Origin of the sequence: Crocinitomix algicola, from assembly GCF_001661595.2 — a bacterium.
Taxonomy (GTDB): domain Bacteria; phylum Bacteroidota; class Bacteroidia; order Flavobacteriales_D; family Crocinitomicaceae; genus Crocinitomix; species Crocinitomix algicola.
Genome location: NZ_LYPF02000034.1, coordinates 1 through 12,561, shown reverse-complemented (window position 1 = coordinate 12,561; position 12,561 = coordinate 1). Strand labels below are relative to the sequence as shown.

Below are 12,561 nucleotides of genomic sequence, written 5' to 3'. Positions count from 1 at the left end.
AACCTTCTGCCTTTTGTGATTGACATGGGATATTCTGAGTTTAAATAATGATGAATAACGAATGAAGAATGTTGAATGATGAAGTGTGTTTCTTGGATGATTCAACCTTCTGCCTTTTGCGATTGACATTCGGTATTTTGAGTTCAAATAATGATGAATAATGAATTAAGAATGTAGAATGATGAAGTGCGGTTATTGGATGATTCAACCTTCTGCCTTTTGCGATTGACATTCGGTATTTTGAGTTCAGGTAATGATGAATTACGAATGAAGAATGTTGAATGATGAAGTGTGGTTATTGGATAATTCAACCTTTTGTCTTTTGGGATGAATGTTTGATATTCTGAGTTTAAGTAATGATGAATGATGAATGTTGAATGATGAAGTGTGGTTGTTGGATGATTCAACCTTTTGTCTTTTGCGATTGACATTGGATGTTCTGAGTTTAAGTAATGATGAATAACGAATTAAGAATGTTGAATGATGAAGTGTGGTTATTGGATGATTCAAACTTCTGCCTTTTGCGATTGACATTCGGTTTTTTGAGTTCAGGTAATGATGAATAACGAATGAAGAATGTTGAATGATGAAGTGTGGTTGTTGGATGATTCAAACTTCTGCCTTCTGCGATTGACATGGGATATTCTGAGTTCAAATAATGATGAATAATGAATTAAGAATGTTGAATGATGAAGTGAGGTTGTTGGATGATTCAAACTTCTGCCTTTTGCGATTGACATTCGATATTCTGAGTTTAAGTAATAATGAATAACGAATGAAGAATGTTGAATGATGGAGTGAGGTTGTTGGATGATTCAAATTTCTGTCTTTTGCGATTCACATTCGATATTCTGACTTCAGAGAATAGCAATTATTCCTGAACAAAATATCGCTATCAATTTTACAATAAAGTGAATAAAAAAATCTGCTAAGGATTGAAGCGACTGTTTAAGCTCTTCGTCGTTCCGTCCGTCTGAGACGGACGGGCGGGCGGAAGCGAGTGCGGAAAGCCTGACGCTAATGGAACGGAGTGGAATTAGGGGAGCGGCCAAAAAATTATTTCAAGGCTCTATTATTAAAAATTACGTAGCCCAAGCTGACTTGAAAGGAAAGTGGTTTTAATTGTGATTGACTGTCGAAATAGTTAACGGTCGCACGCACTGGTCCTATGAATGAATGATAAATTAAAGATGCGCTTGCCATTCCAAAACGGTTGATAAAATAATCACCTTCATACGGAACGCCATTATCGCTTAATATGCGTTGTATAGGTTGGAAAATATGTATTTCAGAGCGAATATCAAATTTATCTTTGATGGTAATAACATTAATTAACCCTGCACCGAAATATTTATTTGCTCTGAAATCATTATAAAACCCCGTTTTGGCATCCACTATAGGTTGATAGGCATTGGATGATAGGATACTGGCAGTATAGTTTTGAAAAAAGGGTTGACTTGAATATACGGCTTCCAAATCGACTCCTAAACGGAACGGTCCCTTTTCAATGAAGTAGTTTTTATAGGTTGACTTGATATAAAACCAGTTTTTGAAAGATTTAACAGTCTCGTCAATTGAGGAAGTTGATCCGGGAATGGTTGTTTCTATACCATGAATAAAACGAGCTTTCAGAAGAAATTGCGTTCCAGCAGACGCAAATTGTTTTCGATTTAAATTATCGATTGAAAACTCGAATCCGGGCGAGTAGTAAAGGAAGCTTGTTTGGTCGGCGGTATCGATTTGTTTAAAGTTATCAGATTGGTAGTAGGTGTCACGGTTGGTACCGTTAGTAAAATCGAAACTAAATTTACTTTTGGAGCTTGGAGGAACCACATACCTAATTGACCAAAACATTTCATTTTGTAACAAATATGGAGGAGTTGATTCTTGAAAGAAGCTGGTAAAACTTTTAAAATAATCCCACCTGTTCATAACAAAAGAAGGTTCAATGTAAGATGTTGTTTTGCTTGGTAGGTAAAATTTTAGTCCTGCTTTTACAGAGCCGTAAAATTTTCCAAAGTATGAATTAGCAAATAAGGTAATAGGGGTAACTTTAAAATCAGAATAGCTGAGGCTTACAAAACCAGTGTTAACTGGACGTGAAGAATAGTGTCCACCGAAAGCAGCTCGCAAAGGTTTATCTTTTCGAATATCGATGAATAACTTTTGAGTTGAATCGGTTATCGGCAATAAGGTAGGGAACATGGACAGTACAAATTCGCTCTGATATAATCTTAAGTACCGTTTTTTTAATTCGTCATAAGAAAGAAAATCTTCTTTACGTTTATTCAAAAGTTTCCGTTTTAAGTATTTAGCTTGATTCACGCTTAAACCATTGATTTCTATATCTTCTACCAGTATTTTTTTCGTTTTATTGCGGAAGTTATGTCGAGATTTTCGAAGTTCTTCAGGACTTACACGTAGACTTATTGCGGCTTTAATGGAGTCCATTTTTTCAATTGTAGCTTGGTAACCGATTTCTATTGCTTGTTGAATATCATCAAAATCAAAAGTGCCGATATCGCCTGCATCCGGTTCAATTATTATTCCTGCATCACAAGGTAAACCATAGTCTGAATGCGTTGAGAACATATTTTTTATTTGGGACATTAAATCGTCTGCTTGTGGAGGAGCTTCATTATAACTTACATTTGAGCCAATTATAAAATCAGGGTCAAACTCCATATACATATCTTGAGCGGGGAAATTGTTGTACAGGCCACCGTCAAACAGTAATTTACCATCGATTTCTATCGGACTAATAAAGAAGGGGTAGGTCATTGAAGCTCGAACAGCTTGATTCAGATTACCTTCTTTGAATAGAATACTTTCTTTAGTTGCAATATTTGAAGCAATACAGCGAAAAGGAACAAATAGGCTATCAAAAGAGCCTTGTCCAATATTAAGATTATTGCCAATTGAACGTAAAATTTCAAGGTCCAAAAAAGTTGGGTTTAGTAAATTTGTTGGCAATGACTTTTGTAGTATAGAATCTTTGGCTAAACGGATAGACATTAATTCAGCGTCCAAATCTTGATTATGAATTGAATAGCGGTCTTTTTCTTCCAGCTTACCAGAAGACATCAACTGAAATTTTTCGTTCAATACTAATTGCTCGATTTCGTACGGGGAATAACCATATGCATAAAGAGCTCCGATTAATGCACCTGCGGATGTTCCGGTAATAAAATCAATAGGAATATTATTTTCTTCCAATGCTTTTAAAACACCAACATGGGCGAACCCTGTAGCACCGCCACCACTGAACACAATTCCCACCCTTTGAGAAAGCCCCAAAGTTGTACAACACATTAGAATGATATAGAGAATTATTCGCTTAAACACGGTATGTTTTCAAAGTTAATTGATTTTTTTAGATATTACTTTTCTCACGGACAAAGGTTGTAAGTCGTTGGCAAATTCTATCTTTGCAGAAAACTAAATTATGGATATAGTAGCAAAAACGTTGTATGGCTTAGAAGAGGTTTTAAAAGAGGAAGTTATTGCTCTAGGAGGGAAAGATGTGGAAGTAGGAAATAGAGTTGTAACTTTTAAAGGAGATACAGCACTATTGTATTCGTGTAATTTATGGTTACGAACAGCGATTTCTGTTTTAGTTCCTATTAAAAAGTTTCGTTTTGCTGACGAGAAAGATTTATACCGAAAATTTAGTAAAATTAATTTTTCGGAGATCATGGGGGTGAATGATACTTTTGCGGCTAAGGGAGCTGTGAATTCTCCGCTTTTTAATCATTCTAATTATCCCATGCTGGTTTTAAAAGACGCTATTGCAGATCATTTCAGGGATAAATTTGATAAGCGCCCTGATGTTGACTTAGCCAAACCAAAGGTACTTTTTGATATTCATATTGACGGACATGCGTGCACTATTTCGTTAAATAGCTCAGGAGCTCCGTTATATCATAGAGGATATCGAAAAAATACGGGAGATGCGCCAATGAATGAAGTTGTAGCTGCAGGTTTAATATATTTATCTGGATGGGATAAAAAATCTAATTTTATCGATGTGACATGCGGTTCTGGCACGTTACCAATTGAAGCTGCATTGATGGCAAACGGTATTCCTGCCAATATAGCTCGAAAATCATATGGTTTTCAAAATTGGAAGAGTTATGATCAACAATTGTGGAAATCAATTTTGGAAAAAGCTCCAGCTCAACCGCGCCGCGACTTGGATTTTGAAATAGTAGGCTCAGACACAGATGGTGACGTTGTATTGATGGCCAGAAATAATATAAAAGCTTTACCGCTTGGTAAAACAATTCGTTTTGAGGTAAAAGATTTCAGAGACCAAGAAGCGCCAGAGGGAAAAGGTGTTTTGATCTCTAATCCACCTTATGGTGAGCGTCTTAAAGTAGATGAGATTGGTGAATTATATCAGGATTTAGGAAATTTTTTCAAACGAAAAATGCCGGGATACACTTGCTGGGTTTTAAGTTCTAATTTCGATGCTTTAAAGAAGATTGAGTTAAAGCCATCGAAGAAAATTCAAGTTTATAATGGTTCGCTGAGTTGTGATTTTAGAAAATTTGAAATTTTTGAAGGCAGTTTAGTGGAGCACAAATATGGTCACCGTAATCAACGGAGAACACCAAAAAGAAATAAGAGAAAATAGCTCAGCAATACTTATTGTTCCAAGGATAAAAACTCATTCCAAAGGGGATCGTTTGGTGGGTCTGCAAGGATTTCAATGGGTTCTTTCTTCACCGGATGAATAAAGGACAATTTTCTTGCGTGAAGGTGAATTGAACCGTCTTTGTTTGACCGTTTAGCACCATATTTTAAATCACCCTTTATGATGGCGCCCTGATTAGAAAGTTGCACCCTTATTTGATGATGTCTGCCCGTAACCGGTAATACTTCGATATAAGAGTAATTTTTTCCTCTGCCTTTGACAGCATAGGTCAATTCCGCCCTTTTTGCTCCGGGGTGCTTTTCACTTTTAACGTAGCTTTTATTTTGCTTTTCAACTTTGGCTAAAAAGTCAATGCATTTACCATTCTCTTTTTGCGGAGATTTTTCGGTGACAGCCCAGTACGTTTTTTGAATGTCTTTTGATTTAAATAAAGCATTCATTCTACTCAAAGCTTTACTTGTTCTTGCAAATAATACGATTCCACTGGTAGGACGGTCCAAGCGATGAACAGTTCCAAGGAAAACGTCGCCAGGTTTATTGTATTTTTTTTTGATATACGCTTTTAAGCGTTCGTTCAGCGGTTGATCACCCGTTTTATCTCCTTGTACCAGGTCACCAGCCTTTTTATTGACAACAATTAAATGGTTGTCTTCATAGATTATAGAAAGAGGTTCCACAGACAAGATTAATATTGTTCTTTTTCGTTAGGAAAGTCACTTGAACGGACATCTTTAATGTATCCTTGAAAAGCATTGAACATCTCTTCGTATAAATTATGGTATTTTCTTAAAAACCTTGGGTTAAATTCATTGTTAATTCCCAGCATATCATGAGACACTAGGACTTGACCATCTACGCCATTCCCGGCACCTATTCCTATTACAGGAATACTAATTGAATCGGCTACTTTCTTAGCGAGTTTAGCAGGGATTTTTTCTAAAACTATAGCAAAACAACCTGTTTCTTCTAGAAGTTTTGCATCGTTAATTAACTGTGCAGCTTCTTGTTCTTCTTTTGCACGAACTGTATAGGTTCCAAATTTGTATATTGATTGGGGGGTAAGACCAAGATGTCCCATAACAGGAATTCCAGCAGTTAAAATTCGTTTTATTGATTCAACAATTTCTTGTCCTCCTTCAAGTTTTACCGCATGTCCACCAGACTCTTTCATGATTCGAATTGAGCTGGTTAAAGCTTGTTTAGAATCACCCTGATACGATCCGAAAGGCAAATCGACGACAACAAGCGCACGATCGACGGCACGAACAACAGAAGAGGCATGGTAAATCATTTGATCTAAGGTAATGGGTAGGGTCGTTTCATGACCAGCCATAACGTTTGATGCGGAATCGCCCACAAGAATAATATCAATTCCCGCTCGATCTAAAATTTTAGCCATGCTGTAATCGTACCCTGTCAACATGGCAATTTTTTCGCCATTGGTTTTCATTTCCTGTAAAACGTGGGTTGTGATTTTTTTTACTTCTTTGTGTACCGACATAAAAATGATTTTTCACTGCAAAAATAGGGAATTAATCCAAGACTGTAAGGAATGACTATAATCAAACTCTAAGTTAAGATTCCACGAATAAAGATACTAATTTTGTGGATTAAGAGTTTATCTTAATTAAAAGTATATAAATGTATGAGAGTAGTTGTTTTAGGAGCCAGTTTAAAGCCCGTTCGTTATTCATTTTTGGCAGTGAATGATTTGCTAGATAACGGACATGATGTTCTTGCTATTGGAAATAAAAAAGGGAAAATAAGGACGGTAAGTATTGAGGATAATCCTGTAAGCTGGGATAATGTGCATACCGTTACACTCTACCTCAGTCCCGAAAATCAAAAAGGATATCAAGATTATATAAAAAAATTAACCCCTCAAAGGGTGATTTTTAATCCTGGGACGGAAAACCCTCAATTTGAAAAGGAACTCAATGATTTGGGCATTGAAACATTGGAGGCTTGTACCTTGGTGATGTTGCGAACACATCAGTTTTAACCTGTTGAATTATGAAAACCTTTCTCCATTATCTTATTTGTATCGCTTGGATGCAATTGTCAATCAATCTTTTTGCACAAGATAAGATGAAAGGTATCAGTCTTGTGGGTAGTCGTGATCCCATTTCGATTGCGGACATAAGTCCTTTAATCGAAATTAATGCGAATTGGGTTACATTAATGCCTTTTGGTTTTATAAAAGATAAAGAGATAAAATTCAATATCCCATGGCAATGGTGGGGTGAACGAGAAGAAGGCATTCGTGAAACAATAGATTTATGTAAAAACAACGGACTTAAAGTTATGTTAAAGCCTCAGGTATGGATTCCGGATGGTTATACGGGTGACTTTAAATTGAGTAAGGAGAATGATTGGAGAATATTTGAATCCTCTTATCGTGAATTCATCTTGTTTTTTTTGGAAATTGCAGAAGAACTTGAGGTTGAGCTTTTTTGCATAGGAACAGAGTGGAAGTCATTTATCGCTGCTAGACCCGACTTTTGGAATCGACTAATTCGCGAAGCAAAATCCATTTATAAGTATCAGTTGACCTATGCCGCTAATTGGGATGATTTTCAAAAAGTTTATTTTTGGGATGAGCTTGATTATATTGGTGTAAACGCTTATTTTCCAATTAGTTTTCGTAAAAATCCAGCACAGGTTGAATTATTAGAAGGTTGGAAAATACACAGAAAAAGACTCTCTGAATTTTCTCATAAAAATAAAAAACAAATAATTTTCACAGAAATAGGTTATCGAAGTTTGAAAGGAGCAACAGTGAAACCATGGGAGTTCAGAGAAAAAGGAGCTTATGCATCTCAGATACAAGTTCGGGCGTATGAAGCTTTTTTCGAGGAGGTGTGGAGTGAAGATTGGTTGAAAGGAATGTTTGTTTGGAAATGGTACATCAACCATCCTGACCAAGGAGGTAGAGGAAATATTGATTTTACTCCGCAAAATAAACCGGCAGAAAAGGTTATCCGAGATTCTTGGGCGCAATAATGCGAAAAAAGTAAATTGAGAATAATTGCCCATGATGATGGTCAGAACCGACTTTCCGTTAAATTTGTGCCTTTAACTTATGTTATGACAAAAGAGTTTATATTACTTATACTTGTTATATATTTTTTGGTGTTGATGGGGATCTCTTATTTCACCAGTCGAAAGGCAGATAATGAAACATTTTTTACTGGAAACAGAAATAACAAATGGTATCTTGTTGCTTTTGGTATGATTGGGGCCTCGCTCTCCGGAGTTACATTTATTTCAGTGCCCGGTTTGGTAATGTCAGATGGCATGACCTATTTACAAGTCGCTTTTGGATATATCCTGGGTTACGTCATTATAGCATTTGTGTTACTTCCACTTTATTATCGTTTGAATTTGACATCTATTTATGAGTTTTTAAGTCAACGATTTGACCGTGCTACCTATCGACTAGGGGCAGGATTTTTCCTGATTAGCCGTCTAATTGGTGCGGCTTTACGGATGTATCTTGTAGTTAAAGTATTGCAGACATTTGTCTTTGACGAAATAGGTTTACCATTTGAGTTAACGGTAATATTTAGTGTTTTACTGATATGGGTTTATACGTTTAGAGGGGGGATAAAAACAATTATTTGGACAGATACATTACAAACTTTATTCATGTTAATTTCTGTTGGATTAAGTGTTTACCTAATTGCTGGAGAATTGGATTTAGCACTGACCGATGTTTATACAGCTTTGAGTGATGCTGGGGTTGGTGAAGTTGTTCAATATGAGGATCCATTAGCAAAAAATTATTGGTTGAAGGGAGTTTTAGGGGGATTGTTTGTGACGTTGGGAATGACTGGTGTAGACCAAGATATGATGCAGAAAAATTTGACATGTAAAAATGAAAAAGAAGCGAAAAAGAATATGTTATCGTTTTCATTCATCTTATTTTTTGTAAATGTTTTGTTTGTTGTATTGGGAGGACTTTTGTTTTTATATGTCCAGGCTAAACCAGAAATTACGGAACTTTGGCATGGTCACGGACTTAATGATGCCGGACAGCCATACGGCGACTTGTTATTTCCAACAATTGCCTTAGAAGGAGGGATGCATATTGCTATTGGTGTATTCTTTTTATTAGGTTTATTTGCTGCGGCATATAGTAGTGCTGATTCCGCTTTAACTGCATTGACAACATCGGTTGCTGTTGATTTTCTGGAAATTGAAAAAGATGATAAAACGAAACAAGAAAATAAACGCCGCAAAGTTCATATATGGGTGTCTGTTATTTTAATCTTAACGATAATCATTTTTAAATATGCGAATGATGATAGTATTGTAAAAACACTATTTACAGCGGCATGCTACACCTATGGTCCCTTATTAGGATTATTCCTTTTTGGAATTGCGAATAAACGGGAAGTAGGAGCGATTATCACAATTCCTGTTAGTATCATTGTGCCTTTGTTTTATTATTTGATGAATACAAATGCTCAGTATTTGTGGGCCGATGGTGATGGAAATTATTTTCAATTTGGATGGGAAGTCCTTGGCCTCATTGCAGCAACAGTTTATGGCTTACTTTGGATTTTTTCAAAGAAAAATGTAAGAACTTCATAAATTTATTGACAAATTTGTAAACGAACTAAATAGTCAGTAGATTTAAAGACAAGTTGGCAGTTAAAGTCAATTGGTATTGATTTTGCTGATTATTATACAGTATAAAAGAACAATAATATATAAAATTATGGCAGTAGAAATAACTGAAGCAAATTACGACGAGATTGTTGGAAATGCAGACAAACCAGTAGTAATAGATTTTTGGGCGGCATGGTGTGGTCCTTGTAAAATGGTTGGTCCATTGATTGAAGAGATGCATAACGAGTATGATGGGAAAGCTATTATCGGTAAAGTTGATGTAGATAATAACCCATCTATCGCTGGTAAATTTGGCGTAAGAAATATTCCTACCATCGTATTCTTAAAAGATGGAGAAATTGTAGATAAATCTGTTGGAGCTGTTCCAAAGACTCAACTAACGTCAAAGTTAGACGCTATTTTATAAGTTGAGATAAATAACGAATAGAACGCTTGTTTACAATGTAGATAAGCGTTTTTTTTATTTAAAATTGTTTGGATTTAAGTCTTTAAAGGATTTTTTTCCGAATAGAAAACTTCTCAGGACTATTGAGCGTTTATATAATCCTGTAGTTACCTTTACGCGATTCACTTTTTTCTCTTCATTTCGTTTTCTTAGAAATGTTCTCAAGTTTTTATAGTAGGTCATATGTGACATGAAAACGGCTCCAAAATGTTTAAATTGAAATTTCAGAATAAATAAGGTTGCTGCCATTCCGTCCAATACTAGGCGCTTGAATAATTTTATGAATAAAATACCTCCATAATTTTTGGTCATCATGTATAAACTATTCCTAAAATTTAAATACGTTTTTTTAGGATTTGCATAATTCAAAGTTCCACCACCAACATGATAGATACTACTCTCAGCGCAATAATATATTTTATGACCTCTTGATTTTAATCGCCAACATAGGTCAATTTCCTCCATATGAGCAAAAAAGTCCTCATCTAATCCGTTTACACTGTGATAAGCTTTTGAACGAATAAACAAACAAGCTCCAGTGGCCCAAAACACTTCTTTAGATTCATTGTATTGTCCATTGTCAACTTCAGTCGTCTCAAAAATTCGACCTTGACAAAAGGGGTAAAAATCTTTGTCTAAAAATCCGCCTGCAGCACCTGCATGTTCAAATTTCACTTTATTATTATAAGATAAAACTTTAGGTTGTACGGCTGCAATTTCTGGATTCAATTCGAGTAAATTAATACACGGTGAAATCCAGTTTTCTGTTACTTCTATATCAGAATTGAGAAGAACATAATACTCGGCATCAATTTTTTTAAGGGCATCATTATAGCCTTTTGCAAATCCTCCATTGGCACTATTAATTATTAATTGAATGTTCGGAAAATTTTCTTTTAAAAAAGAAACTGAATCGTCAGTTGAACAATTGTCTGCAACATAAATTCTTGCCTCAGGAGATTTTGAGATTACAGTAGGTAGAAACTCTTTTAAGAACCTCTTTCCATTATAATTCAGTATTACTACAGCTATTTTATCCATGATAAATCGCCGTAAATATAAGAAGTTATCAATCTAAACCTTGTTTTTTCAATTTGAATTAACGATAAAGTGTTCTAACATTACCCCCATAATGACTTGATCCATTTGTGTCATCTAGGTTTGTGTTAGGGTTATCACGCTTATGCAAATCAATTTCCCATCGATAGTTTTGTAATTCGCCTTGCATATCTGAGTGAAGCAAAGGGTAGTCATTTGTCACTAAATCTGGATTATAGAAAACGAAACGAACGTCAGAGCGTTTACCAATTCGGTAATAATGCCAAATTTGATAAGGATAAGCACTTGGTTCATTAGGACGATCGATAATTGAATTAGGTGAACCGTATTTTAAATGTATCCGACCGCGGTCAGTTTCCCAGCCATACTTTATTTGAGTTCCAAATAATTTTTCAGCATATCGCACTTGATCTTTATATTCTAACCAATCTACATACGTGTTATTTGGACTTGTTTCTTTCCAAAAAGAATAGAAATATTTTTCCATCATCACCGTATCTCTACTTTTTAGTAGTTTACGGATCGTTTCATATTCGTATCGCTCACTTATCGGCATTATACTTCCTAAGAAATAAGGAATGGAATCTCTATTAATTGAATTTTTAAATGTAGGGTCTATTTCAACATCTTCTACACTTGTTGCAGATAAATTTAAAAGATCATTCCTTCTTTGAAAGAAAACTTCTTTAGTGGCTAACGTATCATAATTTTTATTGAGAATATTGATGAGTAAGTTATAATCTCCAGAAGGTAATTGGTCAATTGGTACAACGGAAATACCTGGACATACAGTGCCTGATCTTAGTTTGTTAAATTTGAAAATATCGTTCATTAACTCACCGCTTAAATAATCTTCCACATTACAAGTCATAAGAAAATCTTCATTTTCGCCTATAATTTGTTCAGTGTTGTATAACTCATAATAAAATGCAATTTTATTCATGTCAGGAGGGAAATAATTGGTTAAATAAGGCAACATGAAATAACCACTTTTACTAAAGTTTGAATTTTCATCTGTTCGATATGCATCTTCAATAAATTCAATATCAGAGATAACAATTTTATCTGACGGCAAAGGATTTACTGTTATAGACTGTTTTCCACTAACAGATTCACCTGAATGTTGGTCTTCGATAATCAATTCATAGTCGTAAATGCCTTCTTTCAAACTATAGCGTTGTATGTCATAGAAATCCTCCACAGTGGAGTCTTTCATCATGGGCGAATTTAGTTCGTATTTGTCAGCTAATACCACTTCTCCGTTTTGACTAAAGATTTGTGTAATTTCTACCTTGGCCGATAAGGCGCCCTCTTCATTTCCTATAAACTTAAAAGTATGACTAAGGAATTGTAAGGTTGTGGTGATATATGCCTCAGATTCTGGGGTGTGAAAAATATTGTATTTGAAATAAACCTGCGGTTTACCAAATCCGGCAATTGTAAATAAAGATAGAAGTAAAGTTAAGCCAAGTCTCATTTTCATTTTCTTAAAGTATAAAGATACTGAATTATTTGCTCAACGTCTTTTTAACCTTTCAAAATGCTTTAATTATTGAGCCATCTGAAAAATTGAAATTATATTCTCTTAATATTGATGACTTTATGTTTAGAATTATTGTTTTTTGGAATTCTTTTGGTAAAATTAAATTTACTTTTTAAAAAATAACTATCTTTGCCGCGGAGAATTGGCAGAGTGGTCGAATGCGGTAGTCTTGAAAACTATTGTACCGCAAGGTACCGGGGGTTCGAATCCCTCATTCTCCGC

Annotated in this window: 12 protein-coding genes and 1 tRNA gene; 6 read left to right on the top strand and 7 right to left on the bottom strand. The window is 35.1% G+C overall.

The genetic code is table 11. From position 1 onward, the window contains the following. Nucleotides 1-143: 143 nt before the first annotated feature. From A8143_RS16925 to A8143_RS16310, 3 genes are all read right to left on the bottom strand, one after another. Nucleotides 144-431 (bottom strand): hypothetical protein, encoded by a 288-nt coding sequence (locus A8143_RS16925; protein ID WP_139134411.1) that lies wholly within the window; start codon nt 429-431, stop codon nt 144-146. 14 nt (nt 432-445) lie between these two features. Then, nucleotides 446-637, bottom strand: coding sequence for a hypothetical protein (locus A8143_RS16920; protein ID WP_139134410.1), 192 nt, complete (start codon nt 635-637; stop codon nt 446-448). A 419-nt stretch (nt 638-1,056) separates the two neighbouring features. Beyond that, nucleotides 1,057-3,345, bottom strand: a complete 2,289-nt coding sequence (locus tag A8143_RS16310) for a patatin-like phospholipase family protein (protein WP_139134409.1) — start codon at nt 3,343-3,345, stop codon at nt 1,057-1,059. Between the two features lie 100 nt (nt 3,346-3,445). On the opposite strand from A8143_RS16310, the gene A8143_RS16305 reads away from it, so the two are divergent. Continuing rightward, nucleotides 3,446-4,636, top strand: coding sequence for a THUMP domain-containing class I SAM-dependent RNA methyltransferase (locus A8143_RS16305; RefSeq protein ID WP_066759973.1), 1,191 nt, complete (start codon nt 3,446-3,448; stop codon nt 4,634-4,636). Between the two features lie 11 nt (nt 4,637-4,647). Here the strand turns inward: A8143_RS16305 and A8143_RS16300 are convergent, their stop codons facing one another. Both A8143_RS16300 and panB read right to left on the bottom strand, forming a co-directional pair. After that, complete coding sequence (locus A8143_RS16300) at nt 4,648-5,334, bottom strand: RluA family pseudouridine synthase (RefSeq protein ID WP_245676522.1); 687 nt, start codon at nt 5,332-5,334, stop codon at nt 4,648-4,650. Between the two features lie 8 nt (nt 5,335-5,342). Next, nucleotides 5,343-6,158, bottom strand: coding sequence for a 3-methyl-2-oxobutanoate hydroxymethyltransferase (gene panB / locus A8143_RS16295; RefSeq protein WP_066759971.1), 816 nt, complete (start codon nt 6,156-6,158; stop codon nt 5,343-5,345). Between the two features lie 144 nt (nt 6,159-6,302). On the opposite strand from panB, the gene A8143_RS16290 reads away from it, so the two are divergent. From A8143_RS16290 to trxA, 4 genes are all read left to right on the top strand, one after another. Next, nucleotides 6,303-6,659, top strand: a complete 357-nt coding sequence (locus A8143_RS16290) for a CoA-binding protein (protein ID WP_066759970.1) — start codon at nt 6,303-6,305, stop codon at nt 6,657-6,659. An 11-nt stretch (nt 6,660-6,670) separates the two neighbouring features. Beyond that, nucleotides 6,671-7,660, top strand: coding sequence for a glycoside hydrolase family 113 (locus A8143_RS16285; protein ID WP_066759969.1), 990 nt, complete (start codon nt 6,671-6,673; stop codon nt 7,658-7,660). Between the two features lie 15 nt (nt 7,661-7,675). Beyond that, entirely contained in the window at nt 7,676-9,253 is a 1,578-nt protein-coding gene (locus tag A8143_RS16280) for a sodium:solute symporter (RefSeq protein WP_245676521.1), read from the top strand. A gap of 127 nt (nt 9,254-9,380) precedes the next feature. Further along, nucleotides 9,381-9,698 (top strand): thioredoxin, encoded by a 318-nt coding sequence (trxA, locus tag A8143_RS16275; protein WP_066759967.1) that lies wholly within the window; start codon nt 9,381-9,383, stop codon nt 9,696-9,698. A gap of 54 nt (nt 9,699-9,752) precedes the next feature. Here the strand turns inward: trxA and A8143_RS16270 are convergent, their stop codons facing one another. Continuing rightward, nucleotides 9,753-10,778 (bottom strand): glycosyltransferase family 2 protein, encoded by a 1,026-nt coding sequence (locus A8143_RS16270; RefSeq protein ID WP_066759966.1) that lies wholly within the window; start codon nt 10,776-10,778, stop codon nt 9,753-9,755. A 58-nt stretch (nt 10,779-10,836) separates the two neighbouring features. Then, on the bottom strand, nt 10,837-12,279 hold the full coding sequence (locus tag A8143_RS16265; protein WP_066759965.1) for a GWxTD domain-containing protein: 1,443 nt from the start codon (nt 12,277-12,279) through the stop codon (nt 10,837-10,839). A 196-nt stretch (nt 12,280-12,475) separates the two neighbouring features. Between A8143_RS16265 and A8143_RS16260 the strand changes: the two genes are divergently transcribed. Then, nucleotides 12,476-12,560 (top strand) — tRNA-Ser (locus tag A8143_RS16260). Nucleotide 12,561: the final 1 nt, after the last annotated feature.